The sequence below is a fragment of the Bacteroidota bacterium genome (assembly GCA_035506275.1).
Lineage (GTDB): Bacteria > Bacteroidota > Ignavibacteria > UBA10030 > UBA8401 > JAGVPT01.
In genome coordinates this window covers 287519-304408 of the sequence record DATJPT010000006.1, presented here as the reverse complement: position 1 = coordinate 304408, position 16890 = coordinate 287519, and the positions used below count along the sequence as shown (strand labels likewise).

At 56.2% G+C, this 16890-nt stretch carries 12 protein-coding genes and 1 tRNA gene; 6 read left to right on the top strand and 7 right to left on the bottom strand.

Annotation, left to right across the window (positions count from 1 at the left end; genetic code table 11):
* Positions 1-104 precede the first annotated feature (104 nt).
* Positions 105-1373, bottom strand: a complete 1269-nt coding sequence (locus VMF88_04465; protein HTY10309.1) for an adenylosuccinate synthase — start codon at positions 1371-1373, stop codon at positions 105-107.
* 497 nt (positions 1374-1870) lie between these two features.
* Between VMF88_04465 and VMF88_04460 the strand changes: the two genes are divergently transcribed.
* On the top strand, positions 1871-2536 hold the full coding sequence (locus tag VMF88_04460; protein ID HTY10308.1) for a sigma-70 family RNA polymerase sigma factor: 666 nt from the start codon (positions 1871-1873) through the stop codon (positions 2534-2536).
* Positions 2537-2699: 163 nt separating this feature from the next.
* Positions 2700-3602, top strand: coding sequence for a LiaF domain-containing protein (locus tag VMF88_04455; GenBank protein ID HTY10307.1), 903 nt, complete (start codon positions 2700-2702; stop codon positions 3600-3602).
* Positions 3603-4168: 566 nt separating this feature from the next.
* Here VMF88_04455 and VMF88_04450 read toward each other — a convergent pair.
* Both VMF88_04450 and VMF88_04445 read right to left on the bottom strand, forming a co-directional pair.
* Entirely contained in the window at positions 4169-6862 is a 2694-nt protein-coding gene (locus tag VMF88_04450) for a tetratricopeptide repeat protein (protein ID HTY10306.1), read from the bottom strand.
* 146 nt (positions 6863-7008) lie between these two features.
* A complete protein-coding gene (locus tag VMF88_04445) occupies positions 7009-8085 on the bottom strand; it encodes a DUF6588 family protein (protein ID HTY10305.1) in 1077 nt (358 codons plus the stop codon).
* A 515-nt stretch (positions 8086-8600) separates the two neighbouring features.
* On the opposite strand from VMF88_04445, the gene VMF88_04440 reads away from it, so the two are divergent.
* A complete protein-coding gene (locus VMF88_04440) occupies positions 8601-9017 on the top strand; it encodes a MerR family transcriptional regulator (GenBank protein ID HTY10304.1) in 417 nt (138 codons plus the stop codon).
* Positions 9018-9265: 248 nt separating this feature from the next.
* On the opposite strand, the gene VMF88_04435 is transcribed toward VMF88_04440, so the two are convergent.
* Positions 9266-9340: transfer RNA gene (locus VMF88_04435), tRNA-Pro, on the bottom strand.
* Positions 9341-9411: 71 nt separating this feature from the next.
* On the opposite strand from VMF88_04435, the gene VMF88_04430 reads away from it, so the two are divergent.
* The 3 genes from VMF88_04430 to pyk are packed head-to-tail and all read left to right on the top strand — an operon-like array spanning position 9412 to position 14055.
* Positions 9412-10152 carry a L,D-transpeptidase family protein gene (locus VMF88_04430; protein HTY10303.1) on the top strand — a complete coding sequence of 247 codons (741 nt, stop codon included), beginning with the start codon at positions 9412-9414 and terminating at the stop codon, positions 10150-10152.
* 30 nt (positions 10153-10182) lie between these two features.
* Entirely contained in the window at positions 10183-12594 is a 2412-nt protein-coding gene (locus tag VMF88_04425) for a penicillin acylase family protein (GenBank protein ID HTY10302.1), read from the top strand.
* An 18-nt stretch (positions 12595-12612) separates the two neighbouring features.
* A complete protein-coding gene (gene pyk / locus VMF88_04420; GenBank protein ID HTY10301.1) occupies positions 12613-14055 on the top strand; it encodes a pyruvate kinase in 1443 nt (480 codons plus the stop codon).
* Between the two features lie 26 nt (positions 14056-14081).
* Here the strand turns inward: pyk and VMF88_04415 are convergent, their stop codons facing one another.
* The 3 genes from VMF88_04415 to glgP form a co-directional block, all read right to left on the bottom strand.
* Entirely contained in the window at positions 14082-14228 is a 147-nt protein-coding gene (locus VMF88_04415; protein ID HTY10300.1) for a hypothetical protein, read from the bottom strand.
* A 12-nt stretch (positions 14229-14240) separates the two neighbouring features.
* A complete protein-coding gene (locus tag VMF88_04410; protein HTY10299.1) occupies positions 14241-14390 on the bottom strand; it encodes a hypothetical protein in 150 nt (49 codons plus the stop codon).
* A gap of 97 nt (positions 14391-14487) precedes the next feature.
* Positions 14488-16605, bottom strand: a complete 2118-nt coding sequence (gene glgP, locus VMF88_04405; GenBank protein HTY10298.1) for an alpha-glucan family phosphorylase — start codon at positions 16603-16605, stop codon at positions 14488-14490.
* Positions 16606-16890: the final 285 nt, after the last annotated feature.

The window sequence follows — 16890 nt, the reverse complement described above, 5'->3', positions numbered from 1 at the left end:
GCTTCTTCGGCATTCGCAGGTCAGACATTCGCTCCTTCGGAGCATCCCTTCGAGGATTGCCTGTCCTGCAAAAACAGTTTTCTAATCGAGTTGCTGTATTCCCCTCACCGCTCGACGGTCTGGTCGCGCCGCGCTCCGACCGAAACGATCGACACGGGGACTCCCGACAGCTTCTCGATCGCTTCGATGTATTGCCGTGCCCTGGCCGGAAGCTGCTTGTATTTTTTTGCCGTCGAAATTGTTTCCTTCCATCCTTTATAGGAGCGGTAGACCGGCTCGACGCGTTCGAGCGTCTGGAGGGCGGAGGGGAACGATTTGAGCGGACGCCTGTCGATCGAATATCCGGTGCAGATCCTGATCTCGTCGAATTCGTCGAGGACGTCGAGCTTGGTGAGGGCGATCTCTTTCACGCCGTTGATCTCGAGCGAGTATTTCAGGCTGACCATGTCGAGCCATCCACACCGCCGCGGGCGTCCCGTCGTCGCGCCGAACTCGTGTCCCACAGTGCGGAGCTTTTCGCCGATGCCGTCCGTGTGTTCGGTGGGGAAGGGGCCGTTGCCGACGCGCGTGGAATACGCCTTCACGATGCCGATGATGTTTTTCACCGACGTCGGCGGGATGCCGAGTCCCGTGCAGGCGCCGCCGCTGGTCGGGTTGGAGGAGGTAACGAACGGATACGTACCGTGGTCGACGTCGAGCAGCGCACCCTGCGCTCCCTCGGCGAGAATATTTTTTTTCTTCTTCAGGGCGGCGATCAGGTATGCGGAAGTGTCAGTCACGTACGGGTCGATCTTCTTGTCGAACTCCTCGTACTCGCTGATCATCTTGTCGACATCGAGCACGGCGGAGCCGTACACCTTGCTGAGAAGCTGGTTCTTTTCCTCGATGTTCGATTTCAATTTATCGCAGAGGACCTTCCGGTCGAGGAGGTCGACCACGCGGATGCCGGTGCGCATGTACTTGTCGATGTACGCCGGTCCGATGCCCCGTCCCGTCGTGCCGATCTTGTTCGCCCCCTGCTCGCGGATGCTGTCGAGCAGTTTGTGGTACGGCATGATCAAGTGGGCGTTGTGGCTGATGAAGAGCCTTCCTTCGATCTTGATGTTGAAGGATTTGATCATGGCGATCTCTTCCATGAGGGCCATCGGGTCGATGACGACGCCGTTGCCGATGACGCAGGTGACGTGCTTGTGGAAGATCCCGGACGGGATGAGGTGCAGGACGTATTCTTTTTCGCCGATAACGACCGTGTGTCCCGCGTTGGCGCCCCCCTGATAACGAGCGACGATGTCGATGTCGTCGCTGAGCAGGTCGACGATCTTTCCTTTTCCTTCATCCCCCCACTGCGCCCCCACGATGATTGTTACTGGCATAACGGTGGTCGTTGTTGTGATGAAAAACTGCTAAACAATGTGACTGTCCATAGTACAAAAAAAAGGATGGAATCTCAAGGCGGAAGTGATTACGCAGATGACGCAGATTTTGCGCAGATGACTGATTTCGCAGATGAGGCAGTGCATAAGCATTGGTTATCTCCGTCTTCCTCATGTACGTCCATACGGCGTGGTGCCCCGTCGCTCTCTGCAACGGCAGATTCTGCCGTGACGGCGGTGCAGTGTCGTGGATCCTTCGACTCGTCCTGAAAAACGGACTCGCTCAGGATGACATGGACTGGGGGAGTACCCGACTCCTTACTGCTTACTGCTCACTGTTTACTTCCTACTGCTCACTGCTCACTGCTTACTGCTCACTGCTTACTGCTCACTGCTTACTGCTTACTGTCTACTGACTCCTGTCTCCTCTCCTTGCACTTCCTGAATTTTTTGCCTACTTTCATCACAGGAACATCATCATTTCAAACCCATCTTCAATGACGAGAGCAAAAGCAGCTTCATCCTCACGTAAAACTCCGAAAACCCTTCCGCCAAAAGGCGATGCTCTCAGCCAGCGCAAACTCGACTCCCGTGCAGAGGACTCGCGGCTGATCGCCGCCGCGATCGACGGCAGCCAGCCGGCCTACCGCGCCCTCATGAAAAAATATCACGACCCGATCTGCAACCTCCTCTTCCGGATGATCCACGACAAAGACGAAGTGGAGGACCTCACCCAGGAGGCGTTCATCAAGGCATTCCAGTCCCTCTCCAGCTTCAACGAGGAATTCGCTTTCTCGACATGGCTTTTCAAGATCGCCACGAACAACTGCATCGATTACATCCGGAAAAAGAAGCTGCAGACCTTTTCGATCGACAAACCGATCGAATCATCCGACGGCGATTTCTCTTTTGAAATACCCGATTCGACCTACGAGCCCGACCGGGAGATGATCGCCCGGCAGCGGACCCGGCTGCTTGAGCAGGCCATCAAATCACTCCCCCCGAAATACCGGACCGTGATCCTGATGCGCCATACGGAGGAGAAGGATTATGCCGAAATTGCGCGGCAATTGAAGCTTCCCATCGGCACCGTCAAGGCCCATATTTTCCGCGCCCGTGAAATGCTCTATAAAAACCTCCGAAAAAAGATCCAGCTCTATTGAAAGAATGCGTAACTCTCCCCCCTTTTTTTCGTAGTACGAAGAGAGGAAATCCGCACAAGTTGAGTGCGGCATTCGCTGTCACCGAGTCGCCGGTGCTCGAAAGTATTCAGCTCCGTGAGGTCCAGGAGGTCACGCTGGACGTTGAGCAGAATGGAGAGCCACCATGGACATGAGAATATTACCTATCGTACATAAAGCTGCGCCGTTCATCTTCAGCGCTGCGGTTGCCGTGCAGGCAGTCGCGGGGGGACTCCACAAAGAGATCAAACGGACATCGGAGAAAGAGGTCCACATCAAGCTCGAATCGTCCTTCGGCACCGTGATCTGTTCCAAAGGGGATCCCGAGAAAGTGATGATCTTCGACCTGAAGACGGAGGAGGGGCGCAAGCCGAACGTCGACATCGACTACCGCATCAACAAGGATGTCGGGTATCTCGACATTTCGCATGAGTCGGACGGAGAGAATTCCGTATCGCTCAACATGAACGATGACGACGAAGAAAAGAACGACGGGAATTTCCAGAGCGGGAAATGGTACATGCGGTTCACCGATGCCGTCCCGCTGTCGATCGATGCGTCGCTCGGCGCCGGCCGCGGGGATTTCGACATGACGGGACTCGACATCAAAGATTTCACGATGTCGGCGGGGGCAAGCTCGACCACCCTGCTGTTCGGCGAGCCGAACAAGAGCGAGATCGAGGATTTTGAGATCAAGTCCGGGGTCAGCAAGTTCGAGGGGGAAAAACTATGCAACGCCAACTTCAGACGGATGACGTTCGAAGGGGGCGTCGGCTCGTACCATCTGAACTTCGACGGCGAGCTCCACCGCGAAGTTGAGGTCAGGATCAAGATCGGGCTGGGGGCGGTGACGATCCTGATCCCGAGGGACTACGGCGCCAAGATCCATTACCAGGAGAACTGGTTCTCCAATTTCTCGATCGACCATGATTTCGACGAAGAACGCAAGGGAGTGTATGTGACCTCGAATTATTCCTCGGCCGAAGGGAGGCTGAATATTTATGTCGAGTCCGGCCTGGGGAGCGTGAAGGTGAAGCTGGAGGAATAAGAGAATTTTCGCGATAAAATTTTTATCCCCGCATGCTGCTGGCATCGGGGATTTTTTTTGACGGCATGGACTCGGGTTCCCTGAGAATATTGGAGCCACCAACAACTACATGTCATTCCGAGCGCAGCGAGGAATCTATACTGAATTCGGTTCCTTCACTCTTTCGCCGTAAGAAAGATTCTTCGTCGTCGCAAAGAGCGCTCCTCCTCAGAATGACAGAGACTCAGCATCCTTGAGAATATTGGAGCCAGCAACAACTACATGTCATTCCGAGCGTAGCGAGGAATCTATACTGACCTCGGTTCCTTCACTCTTTCGCCGTAAGAAAGATTCTTCGTCGTCGCAAAGAGCGCTCCTCCTCAGAATGACAGAGGCCCAGTAACCTTGAGAATATCGGAGCCACCAACGACTACATGTCATTCCGAGCGCAGCGAGGAATCTATACGGCAAGAAAGATTCTTCGTCGTCGCAAAGAACGCTCCTCCTCAGAATGACATGGACAGCGATAGTATCTGCCTGCTCACTGCTAACTGCTTACTGTCTCCTGTCTTCTGCTTTCTGACATCTCACTTCCCAAACTTAAAGTACTGCGACCACTGGTAGGGGGCGCTGAACGCGGCAGACTTGCTCATGGCGATGACGGCGGAGCGGTAGGCGTCGTTCACGCTGCTCCCCCGGGCCAGCGCGGTATAAAATTTTTCGCTGAAGAATTTATTCGGCTTCACGTCGGACGGCCGCATGGTGAGGATGATGTTGGACGAGCCGTTCATCATCAGCACCGCGGCATAGAGCGGCGTCAGTCCCGAGACGCCGGGCTGCTCGTCGGAAAGATAGACGACGGGGTACGGATGCAGGCTCAGGAAATTCGCAACCGGAATTTCGGCATCCGGGTCCGTGATGCTTCCGCTCGCCAGGACGAACGATGAGCGGCCGGGGAAAAGCGTGTCGGTCGCGAAGTCGGTCGAAAGCTGAAGCACGTCCCCCGACGATCCGAACAGCTGTTTCTCGCCGGCGTTCTGCGAGACATAGACGGCCGTCTCGCGGAAGAAACTCCGGATGTCGCGCAATTCAAAGTCGAGCGGCCAGTTGTTCCCCCGCGAATTTCCCATGGCGACGACGGAGTTGATGAACCGGGGGGGAGGCGGAATGCTTTTCGCCGCGGCGAGGTACGGCAGGTAAGAGACATCGGCGATCTCCACCATCGGCTTCACCCCTTCGTTGGTCGAGCGGGTGAACGCATGGAACGGAATATTCTCCATCTCGCGCGGCGGTATGATGACCACGCGCTGCACGAACAGCCGCTCCACGGGGCGCAGAAAATAATTGTACAGCTCCTGCGACAGCCGTTCGATGTCGGTCGTCTGAAAATATCCCGTCCCGATGCTGTGGATGTGCTCGTTGAGCATCAGGTCGTACTGGCGGACCTTCTCAAGCACGATATCCTTGTAGATCGGCACTTCCACGACGCTGACCGGCATCTGCCGTCCCATGCCGTCGAAGGAAACCACAAAAATAACGATGCGGTCCTCGGCGATGAGATAATCGAGCACGACCGTGCCGTAGGTCAGCGCTGAACGGAACTCCGTTTCCTGGAATGCCGGCGTGCGGAAGAGAATTTCGAGCTGGGGATCCTTTTGTGCAAGCGCCGATGCATTGGCCGACAGCGCTGTGCGTGCGGATGCGATGTCTGTGGCAAGCGATGCGATCCCAGCACCGTCGCGTTGATTCGCATTCAACCCCTTCTGATAAGCGAGTTCTGCCTCTTTCACGCTGAGCGCATGCATTTGACGACGGACCGCCTCGACGCTCTGCTGCGTGCTCTTGTCCCGGTATTGGAAGGGGAATGAACGGAGCCGGGCCGCGAGAGATCCTGTCTTTCCCTGTTCGAAGATGTCGAGCGCCTCTTCCGCGCGCCCCTGGCGTGCAAGCAGAATGACCAGCGGCTCGTACCAGTACGTCTCATCGGAGAAGGAGATCCCTTCAGCCGCCTCCCCACGCCGCATCCCGAAAAATTCTTCGTCCTCCCCCCAGTTGTTGAACTCGCCGGACTGTCCGCTGCGCAGTTCGAACGCGCGCCGGTAGAATGCGAGAGCGCCGTCCGTGTTCCCCTCTTCCTCTTTCATCATTCCCAGCTTGTAGTTGGCGTACGCTTCGCCGGAGATGTTGCCGTTCCGCGAAAAGAGGTTCATCGCCTGCTCGTAGTATGTTCCGGCGGCGATCGTGGCCTGCTGGTCCGGGTTCACCGCTGTGATTTTCCGTTCGCAGTCGGCGATCGCGGTCAATAAATAGCCGATGGCGATTTTTCTGCCGGCGTCTTTGGCGAGCGAGTACCCTTCGATGAAGCTTTGCTTTGCGAGCTGGTAGGCAAAATTGTGGGCGTAGACCTTGCCGAGGGCCGTGTAGAGGAGAATCAGCAGGTCGTTCGTCTGTTCGTTCTTTTGACTGTTCGGGAGATCTTCAAGGATGCCGATGCCGTCGTGGAACGATTGCGCCGCATCGCTCCATTCTCCGAGCGCTTCGAGCCCCCTTCCTTTATCGTAATTGAATTCCCCCTTCACGATCACGTTCGGGACGGTGCTGACAATGTTCTCGACCGTTGCAAACGCGGTCAGGGCCTCGTCCCTTTTTCCAAGCCTGGCATCGGCATAGCCGACACCCGAAAGAGCCCGGACGACCGAAGGGGAAGACCGCCGTTTATTGAACACCGCCAGCGCGGAAGTGAACTGAGCGAGCGCGTTTTCGTATTGCCCCGACCAGCAATACGCGTTGCCGAGGTTCATGCTCGTTTCGGGGTCTGGCTCGTTGTTGGATGCGAGCTTGCTGACGTCGAGCGCGTTGGCGAGCATGCCGATCCCCTGTTCGAAGTCCCCCAGTTCCACGGATAGAATTCCGACGGCGTTCATCATCCGGACCTCGGCCGCATGGTTTCCGGACTCGCGGTAGTACTTCCACGCCTCGCTGTAATTTTCCGTGGCGGCGGAAAAGTGGCCGAGTGAGGTTTCAACTTTGGCGGCGGCGGCGCGGTCCTCGGCGAGCCGTTCCCACTGCTGCATCTGCTGGTCGATCGGGAAGAGCTGCGTGAGATGTTCTTCCGCATGAAGGAAGTCATGCGCTCCCGCCTCTTCTGCGGCTTTCGAGCGGAGCTCCTGCGATCGCACGACAGGATCTTCATTATCCTCTCCGATGTTGCAGCCGCCAAGCATCAGCGCGGCGGCGGGAATCATCAGCGTAGCAATTCGCAGAGCGGAGTACGTTTTCAACTGAATGTCACTGTGAGGATGGGTGTTACGAATGTGACGGCAACCGGATGCTTTACCGGGCCGCACACAATATACTAACCCGCGGCGAAAAAAGAAAAGGCCGAACCCGGAGGATTCGGCCTTTCGGTGTCAATGTTCGAAGAGAGTTAAATGATGAACATCAGCCCTGCGGTTTCCGAATTATATTTTCCGATGTTGTAATCCGCATTGATGTCGAGAAAGAGGATCTTGATGCTCAGGCCTACTGTGAGCCGCGATTTGTCGTCCCCAGTCAGCGGCAAGTTGACGTTGATCAGCTGCGTGCCGGCATTGTTAGGCAGCGTAAGCGTCGACGTATAGCTGAATGTCATCTTGGAACTCTCCAGCATAAAGCCCGCGTACGGAGTAATATTGAGGGCGCCGGGACCGAATGTCTTGCTGGCGTTGATGCCGAATGCCGTTGTTTTTGTGGTGAAGATACTTCCTGCATCCAGCGACTGCGTAAAGAAACTGAGGCAGAGGTTGACCGGAAGAGGCTGCGGGAACCAGATACCAGGGTTGTGTTGAATGCCGAAACCGAAATATTTCAGCTTGCCATAATCGGCGTTATTATAGCTCGGCAGCCATCGGAATGTGAGCTGTGTGCCGACGAGTGTGCCGATGCTCAATTGAGGAGCGGCAAGAGGAATCGTGGAGATCGTTCCGAGGTAACCGGTGACCGAAGTGTTGATGACATTGTCGGGAATTGTGAATGATTGTCCATTCACCGTGATGGTTTGTCCCGGAAATTTTACTTGTACGAAATCATCCTTGGATCCGACAATCGTCGGCCCGGTAAGTTGGACGTTGAACGGCGTCGTGGCGATCTTATTGATGATTGCCTGCTGCTGGGCTCCCGGAATTAGATTCCAATTCGGGATACTCTGGGCAATTTGCGCGCTTTGCTGGTCGTCGAACGTGAATTGTCCTCCCACGCCTCCCGGTATCGTTGTGTTTGCATTCTTCATTGAAGCTCCCATCGCCACAAGACCAAATTCAAGGTCGAATCCATACATCTCGGCCGCCGGAGCTCTGTGGAACCAGCCTCCGTTGAGGTCTGTCCCGAATGCCGTGACGATCGGACTGACGTATCCCTGCACCGCACTTCCCGCCATCTTCTGCAAGGTCTCATCCAGTGAACCGCCTGATGCGGAACCCGAAACAATCAGCAAGCAGCAGAGCGACAAGAGCAAGAGGTTTTTCATTGTTTGACTCCTCGATGTTAGTGTGTGAAATTAGCTACGATAGCGGAAAGGGGGAAGAATCAAGATCCCATCAGGCAATGAATGGTTTCGAATAATTCTTTGTCAAATATACGTTAAAATCGTCTAAACGCAAAATATTTTTTTTAAGAGCGGCGCCGCCGTGTCTCCGGGCACAATGATGATCAATATACATTTCTGGATCGGGACAATTCAATCACACAAAAGTAGTAATTTAAAGGGGTGAGAGCCGCTTTATGGTGGTGTCGCGATTTCATAAACCGCGCCTCTTTCCCAATCCCAGAGGGTTCCGATTCCAAGAAGCTCTTCCCGCTTTCCAAAACTGTGAAAGGCGGATCCCGTAATGCGGGAGTTTGCTTCCTTCCCTGCCTACAGGGAAAGAAGAGTGGTTATCGGAATTTAGGCCAAGGCGCTGCCTTTAGGTATCCTGTGTTGCAATTATCATCACTTTTTTATACTATTGCACTGGTTCCTTTTATCACAACAGCGAGGAAGCGATGAAATCCACTGGAATAAAAAAATTGTATTATTCCATTAGCGAAGTAAGCAAGATAACCGACCTTGAGCAGTATGTGCTGCGGTACTGGGAATCGGAGTTCGAGCAGTTGAAGCCGGCCAAGAACAGGGCGGGGAACCGGATTTATACGAACAAGGATATCAAGCTCATCCTCTACATCCGCCAGCTGTTGCGGGAAGAACGGTACACGATCGAAGGGGCAAAGCAGGTCTTAAAATCCTGGACACCGGAGGTGGAGAGCGGCGAGCAATTGCAGCTCTTGCCGGCCGACGCACAGCCCGCACATGCTCCCGCGCTGGAAGCTGCGGCAGTTCACGCCGGTTCGGAGCGGAATTTACGCGAGGATCTGCTGGAAGTGAAATCGCTGCTCGAAGAGCTGTTGGTGAAATTAAATTGAACAAGGCGGGTCTTTGCGTCTGCAGAAACGAAAAAGTCTTTGCCGAGCGGCAAAGACTTTTTTTGTCTTGACTTATGCAAGGTCGGAACAGCGGAATTCGGCATCGACTGAATCAAAAGAGGTTTGCCGTCGTAGGACAGGCATTCTTGCCTGTCCCCGTAAAAAGTAAAGGTCGGACAGGAATGCCCGACCTACGAACGCTGAATACGATCACCGTGAATCCCCCAACGGTGTTCTTTCGAAAAATGTCGGAACGGCGGGATTCGAACCCGCGACCCCTACCACCCCAAGGTAGTGCGCTAGCCGGGCTGCGCTACGTTCCGTGCCAGAGTGAAACTATTACGACGCCAATGTACTAATTATGTCCTCGAATGTCAAAAGAAGTTTCAAGATCTTGTTTCCGCTTTGTGCATTTGTCCTCTTTGCGCTGCCGCTTCGCTCTTCTGCACAAATCGAAAATGCAAATCAGCTTGTCTTCGTGATCACCCCCGATTGGAATTCCACCACCGGCTTGATGTACTTGTTCAACCGGACCGGCGACGGGTGGCTGCAATACAATATCCCGTGGAAGGTGGTCGTCGGCGACTCGGGCCTGGCATGGGGAATAGGCCTCCACAAGATCCCCGCCGGCGAGCGGATGAAAACGGAAGGGGACCGCCGTTCTCCCGCGGGTATTTTTGAACTGGGGGATTTTTTCGGATACGATTCGCTCCCGCCGCCGGGGATCAGGTTTCCGTACCAACAAGCCACGAAAGCGCTCCATTGCGTCGACGACACCGGCTCCGTCTTTTATAACTCGCTTATCTCCGAAAATGAAGTCAAAAGAGACTCGGCGGGAAGGCTTCCGTGGAGGTCATCGGAAGTGATGAAAATGGATTCGAATTACTATAAATTGGGAATTGTGGTCAGGCACAACCCGCGTTCAATCCCGGGTAAAGGGAGCTGTATTTTCCTCCATGTGACAGGCTCCGACAGCTCAACAACGTCTGGCTGCACGGCGATGCGCGAAGAAAATCTTCTTTTTCTCATGCAATGGCTCGACCCGGATGATCATCCTTTGCTCGTGCAGCTTCCGGCGTCGGCCTTTCGGGAATATTTGCTCGAGTGGAATCTCCCTCTCCTCCTGAAAAATTAGCGGCGGACGAAATTCCCTCCTCAAAAATCTATGAAGTCAAAACTTAAAATCTTCATCGGCATCGTCGGTTCTCTCCTTGTCATTACGCTCGTCACGCTTCTCATCCTCCGCTATCTTGTCACGAAATCGTTTCCGGTGGTGGACGGAACGATCACCGTCGCAGGGCTGCAGCAGCCGGTGACGGTCCAGCGCGACGAGTTCGGCATCCCCCATATTTTTGCGGGCAACGAACACGACCTCTTCTTCGCCGAAGGCTACGTCCATGCGCAGGACCGGCTCTGGCAGATGGACGTCTCGCGGAGAGCCGGCGAAGGACGGTTATCGGAGGTCTTCGGGGCTTCGACGCTCAGGTTCGACAAGATGTTCAGAACGGTCGGCATCAAACGGATCGCCGAAAAGATCGAACAGAACCTGCATCCCGAATCCCGCCGCGTTCTCCAGGAATACAGCGACGGGGTGAACGCCTTCATTGCCTCGCACCGGGGGAAATATCCCATCGAATTCGACATGCTGAACTACACCCCGGAAGAGTGGAAGCCCCTTCATTCCCTCATCGTCGCGCGGATGATGGCATGGGAGCTGAACATTTCCTGGTACGTCGACCTCGTCCTCGGAGACCTGTTCAAGACGTTCGGCGAAGAAAAGGCGAACGAGATCTTTCCGACCTATCCCGAGAACATGCCGGTCATCGTCCCCAAAGAGCTTCGCGCCGATGCAATGCCCGACGGGCTCCTTAAGCTGATCGACATCGACCAGGATTTCAGAAAATTCTACGGCACCACCGGCATTCACATCGGGAGCAACGCCTGGGCGGTCGGGCCTCAGAAGTCTCTGTCCGGCAGGGCGATGATCGCCAACGACCCGCATCTCGGTTTTTCCGCGCCGTCGAAATGGTACGAACTCCATCTCCACGGCGGCGATTACGACGTCGCCGGCGTTTCGCTGCCGGGGGCACCGACCGTCGTCATCGGTCACAATCAGCACGTCGCATGGGGAATGACGAACGTGATGGCGGACGACGCCGATTTCTATCTTGAAATGACGAACGCCGGCGGCGAGTATCTCTACCGCGGCGTCTGGAGTCCGATGCCGGTGACGCTGGATACCATTCTCGTGAAAGACTCCTCGATGGTCGCGCTCACGGTGAAATCGACGAACCACGGACCGGTCATCAACGATGTGAACGGCGTCGGCTCGATCACGAAGGATGTTCTGGTCGCGATGAGGTGGACCGGGCAGGACGTGAGCGACGAGTTGTATTCGCTGCTGCTCATCAACAAGGCCAAAAATTGGAGCGAATTCAAAAGCGGGGTGAAGGAATTTACGGTTCCGGGGCAGAATTTCGTGTATGCCGATGCGGACGGGAACATCGGGTACCTTGCCGGCGTCCGTCTGCCGATCCGGTCGGCGCAGAATCCGACGCTGCCGATGCCGGGATGGACGGGGGAATACGATTGGAACGGGTTCGTTCCGTTCGAGCGCCTTCCGTCGCTGTTCAACCCGCCGCAGCATTTTATCGCCACCGCCAACAACAAGACGACGAACAGCTCGTTTCCGTATCACATTTCGAACCTGTGGGAGCCGCCGTCGCGGATCCAGCGGCTGGACGAGCTTCTGCGCAAGCAGGAGAAATTTTCGGTGGAAGATTTTCAGAGGATCCAGGGGGATTATTATTCGTTTTTTGCGAAGGAGACGACGCCGTATATTCTCCACGCGTTCGATTCGGCGTCCGTCGCCGACCCGGATGTTCAGACGGCGCTGAGCTATTTCAGGAACTGGCATTTTCAGCTCACGAAGGACGACGTGCCCACGACGCTGTTCCACGTCTTCTTCACCCATCTCATGAAGAATATCTTCCAGAATAAAATGGGGGATGAGCTTTTCCAAAAATATATTTTTATCGCGAACATTCCGTACCGCACAGTCCCCGCACTGCTGAAAAATCCGACGTCATGGTGGTTCGACGATCCTTCCACCCCCCGGGTCGAAACGCGCGACGACGTCATCAGGAAAAGTCTGGCGGATGCGATCCGGGAATTGAAGGCCACGCTCGGGGGGGAGATGAAGACATGGCAGTGGGGGATGATCCACACCATTACGCTGCGCCACCCGTTCGGGTCGCAGCCGCCGCTCGGCTCCGTTTTCAACATCGGCCCGTTTCCGATCGGAGGATCGGGGACGACGCTCAACAACGGGGAATATTATCTGGCCGCGCCGTACCAGGTCACGCTCGGTCCGTCCATGCGGCAGATCGTCGATTTTGCGGATATCAACGGGGCGCTTTCGATCATCCCGACGGGCGAATCGGGGCAGCCGATGCACGAGCATTACTCCGACCAGACGCCGTTGTGGCTGAGCGGGGAATACCATCCGATGCCGCTCGACAGCGCCCGCGTGGCGGAGGCGGCGAAGCATACCCTCACTCTTCTTCCTGCACACTAACGAGAGGACACCGTAGCAATGGAAGCACATGAACTCTACGGAAAAACAAAGATCGTCTGCACGCTCGGACCGGCTTCGTCGTCCGCAGACGTCCTGGAAAAAATGATGCGCGCGGGGATGGATGTCGTGCGCCTCAATTTTTCTCACGGCACGCACGAGGAGCATCTCGCTGCCATGAAGGCCGTTCGAGAGGCGGCCGGACGGGTCGGCGAGCCGATCACGATCCTGCAGGACCTGCAGGGGCCGAAAATTCGGACGGGGAAATTGGCGTCACCGCAAGTGCATCTCGCCGACGGGCAGAAGTTCACGATCACGATCAACGAGGTTGCCGGCGATGAAACGCGGGTATCGACCACCTATCAAAACCTGCCGAAGGATGTGAAGCCCGGCGACACGATCCTGATGGACGACGGTCTGCTGCAGCTCACAGTACTGAGTTCGACGGCGACCGATGTTGTGACCGAGGTGGTGCACGGCGGCATTCTCAAGGAGCACAAAGGGATCAACCTTCCGGGGGTGACGGTCAGCGAGCCGTCGATGACGGCGAAGGACATGGAAGACCTTGACTTCGGCATCGCGAACGACATCGACTATGTCGCGCTTTCGTTCGTCCGCACCGGCGACGACATCCGCAGGCTGAGGGAGTTCATCATCGCGAAGATCGACAAGAGGAAGAAGCTTCCCATCATCGCCAAGATCGAAAAAAGGGAAGCGCTGGAGAACATCGACGACATCATTCGCGAGGCCGATGCGGTGATGGTGGCGCGCGGCGACCTCGGCGTGGAATGCGCGACCGAGGACGTGCCGATCGCGCAGAAGATGATCTGCAAGAAGGCCAACGCCGCCGGCAAACCGGTGATCATCGCGACCCAGATGCTCGAGTCGATGATCGAGAACCCGCGTCCGACCCGTGCGGAGGCGAACGACGTCGCGAACGCCGTCCTCGACGGCGCCGATGCGGTGATGCTGAGCGGAGAGACCTCGGTCGGAAAATACGTCGTCGAAGTGGTGCAGACCATGGATTCGATCATCCGCCGGGCGGAAGAAGAATACCGGGACCAGCTCGACCTTCCGGACGAAACGGGGGAGCAGCAGGCGGAGATCTTCAAGGCGCTCGGGCGCGCGGCGTGTGTGCTGGCGAAGCGCATCGGCGCCGCAGCCATCGTGCCGATCACGCATTCGGGGGAGACGGCAAAGACGATCGCAAAGTACCGGCCGTACGGCAAGATCATCGCCGCAACGGACCGCGAGCGCATCAGGCGGAGGCTGAATTTGGTCTGGGGGGTCCGGTCGGTTCTCGTGCCGAGCATCGGGGACACCGATTCCACGCTCGCCGCCATTCAGCAGGAGCTTCTGAGATCGGGGTACGTCAAGAAAGGGGATTTCATCGTGACGACCGCAGGTATTCCTCTCCTGGCGCGCGGCACGACGAATATGGTGAAGGTCGAAAAAATTTCGTAGCTGAAACGTCCCCCGTTCGGGTGCGCTTACAGGCTGCTCTCCGAAATGTAATCGTCAATGTCGTATCGGACATTGAGCGAACGGTAATGCGTGTTCTCATAGCGCCGCCTGATCAAGAAGGGGAGCGCCACGATTCCCGCGATCACCGCCGTCCACGTAATGACTTTAAGCATGGTTCTCATCTGTTATTGAATGGGGAGGACCACCTCTTCGCCCAAGATGACAGAGTATGTGATCGCATCCCACTGTTGTTTTTCCATCTCGTCGAGCAGAAGTTCTTCAATAGCCCGGCGTTCTTCCTGCGAAAGGTTCTCAAAACCGAATGACGTTTCCATACTCTTTTCCTCCTTTCTTCTCTCTTAGATAACGAAGAACCGGAGAAAAAGTTGTGCCCCTTGTCAAATATTTTCATCCGTGCGGCACGGTAAGGTCTCACACGTAGTATTTCTTGACGTACTCCGCGACCATGCGGTGCGTGTTGTAGCGCGGCACCAGCGTTGCGATCGACCGGCGCACGCGCTGCAGCCAGCGGCGGGGGATATTCCGTTCGTCGCGGTGATAAAATTCCGGGATGATGCTTTCCTTCATCACCGTAAAAAGATTCTCCGCATCGACGATGTCCTGCTGTTCTGCGTGAGCCGGCGGTTCGTCCTTTCCGATCGCCCAGCCGTTCGTGTTGTCGCACGCTTCGCGCCACCACCCGTCCATGATGCTGCAGTTCAATCCTCCGTGGATCGCGACCTTCTGTCCGCTGGTTCCGCTTGCCTCGAGGGGACGGCGCGGGTTGTTGAGCCAGACGTCGGCTCCCGCCACGAGATGCCGCGCGACGTTGATGTCGTAGTTTTCAAGGAAGACGACTTTTCCGAAGAGGCGGGGATTATTCGTCAGGTCGATGACCTGTTTGATGAATTTTTTTCCCTCATCGTCGCGGGGATGCGCTTTGCCCGCAAAGATCAGTTGCACCGGCCGGGCTTCGTCGCCGAACAGCTGGATCGCCCGCTCGAGGTCAGTGAAGAGAAGCGGCGCGCGTTTATAGGTCGCAAACCGCCGCGAGAATCCGATCGTGAGGACGTCCGGGTTGAGGACCTTCTCGTAGACGGCGGTGCCGTTGCCGAAGCGCGAATGCTGCACGCGGAGCGTGTGCCGCGCAAATTCGACAAGCTCCCGCCGCAGCTGATAACGCATTGACCAGAGCGCTTCGTCCGAGATCGCCGGATCCTGAGCGGCCTTCGTCCAGAACGCGGGGTCGAGAAAATGTTCCTGCCAATCGCCGCCAAGATGTTTGTTCCAGAACCGCTCGGACGTTTCGTTGAGCCACCCGCCGATGTGGACGCCGTTCGTGATCGAACCGATCGGAACGTTCTCGGCGGGCGTCTCCTTGTACAGCGTCTTCCACATTTCGCGGCTCACCTGGCCGTGCAGCTGGCTCACGCCGTTCGCTGCGCGCGACATCTTCAGCGCGAGGACCGTCATGCAGAACGTCTCGTTCGCGTCGGCCGGGTCGATCCGTCCGTATCCCATCAGCTCTTCGGTCGAGATCTTCATCGCCTTGCTCATCGATGAAAAAGAATGCTCCATCAGATCTATGGAGAACCGGTCGTGTCCGGCGGGAACCGGCGTGTGCGTTGTGAACACGCACTGCCGTTTCACGCTCTCCGCCGCGGCGCTTGCGGAGCCGTTCTTCTCGAGAGCCTCCCGCAGAAGCTCAAGCGTGAGGAACGCCGAATGCCCTTCGTTCATGTGGAAGGTCGACGGATGGATGTTGAGGGCGCGGAGCAGCCGGACCCCGCCGACGCCCAGGATGATCTCCTGCGAGATGCGGGTCGTGCTGTCGCCGCCGTAGACGTGTGCCGTGAGGTCGCGGAAGCGTTCTTCGTTCTCGCGGACGTTCGTATCGAGCAGGTAGACGACGCTCCTGCCGACGTTCAATTGCCACGCGAGGAAGCGGACCGTGCTGAACCCGATCTCGACCGAGCAGCGTATCGGCTCCCCCTTCTTGTCCGTGACGATGTTCAGCGGAAGCTTTGACGGGTCCGCGGAAACGTACATCTCATTTTGCCATCCGTCGGCCCCGATGCGCTGCTCGAAATATCCCTGGCGGTAAAAGAGCGAAATGCCGATGAACGGCACTCCGAGGTCGCTTGCCGACTTTGTATGGTCGCCGGCGAGGATGCCGAGGCCGCCGGAATAGGTTCTCAAGCTTTCGTGGAAGCCGAACTCCGCGCTGAAGTATGCGACGGGCCCCTTCAATGTCTTGGCTTCGGATACCGCCCATTTCTTTTTGCTGTTCATGTACGCGTCGAATTTCTCCCACGCGGACTCTATGCGCGCCGCCATTTCGCTGTCCCCTAGGCGCGCGCGAACTTCGGCATTCGACATCTCCGCGAGAAGGGCGACGGGATTGTGATGCGTTCTCTCCCACACCTGTGGAGAGAGGTCGCGGAAGATCGCCTGCGCGTCAAAATTCCAGGACCACCATAAATTTTCGGAAAGCGATTGAAGTTTTGTCAACAAGAGGGATGAATCAGGTGCGGATGTTCGTTCGCTCATTTCAGCCTGCACAATTGTGGACGGGGAAAAAGTCAAAAACTTAATCTACTCAAAAAAAGCGTTAGAATCCAGAGAAAGCGGGGGTAGTGTCCTAATTTGAATTCTCATATCCCTTTCTTCTTTCTCTGTAGCCAGAGAAAGAAGCAAAGAGAGCTTCGCGGAATCGGAACCCTGGCGATGCTATCCTTCACACAAGCCGAAGAAAACGGCCCCGCATGCCATCCCGCTTGCCTGCCGTTTTCTAAACGCACGCATCGCCCTCAACACACACACACGTCCGCCGAT

Coding starts and splice junctions, on each gene's coding strand:
- VMF88_04465 (HTY10309.1), bottom strand. CDS start 1,373: ATGCCAGTAACAATCATCGTGGGGGCGCAGTGGGGGGATGAAGGAAAA.
- VMF88_04460 (HTY10308.1), top strand. CDS start 1,871: ATGACGAGAGCAAAAGCAGCTTCATCCTCACGTAAAACTCCGAAAACC.
- VMF88_04455 (HTY10307.1), top strand. CDS start 2,700: ATGGACATGAGAATATTACCTATCGTACATAAAGCTGCGCCGTTCATC.
- VMF88_04445 (HTY10305.1), bottom strand. CDS start 8,085: ATGAAAAACCTCTTGCTCTTGTCGCTCTGCTGCTTGCTGATTGTTTCG.
- VMF88_04440 (HTY10304.1), top strand. CDS start 8,601: ATGAAATCCACTGGAATAAAAAAATTGTATTATTCCATTAGCGAAGTA.
- VMF88_04425 (HTY10302.1), top strand. CDS start 10,183: ATGAAGTCAAAACTTAAAATCTTCATCGGCATCGTCGGTTCTCTCCTT.
- pyk (HTY10301.1), top strand. CDS start 12,613: ATGGAAGCACATGAACTCTACGGAAAAACAAAGATCGTCTGCACGCTC.
- VMF88_04415 (HTY10300.1), bottom strand. CDS start 14,228: ATGCTTAAAGTCATTACGTGGACGGCGGTGATCGCGGGAATCGTGGCG.
- VMF88_04410 (HTY10299.1), bottom strand. CDS start 14,390: ATGGAAACGTCATTCGGTTTTGAGAACCTTTCGCAGGAAGAACGCCGG.
- glgP (HTY10298.1), bottom strand. CDS start 16,605: ATGAGCGAACGAACATCCGCACCTGATTCATCCCTCTTGTTGACAAAA.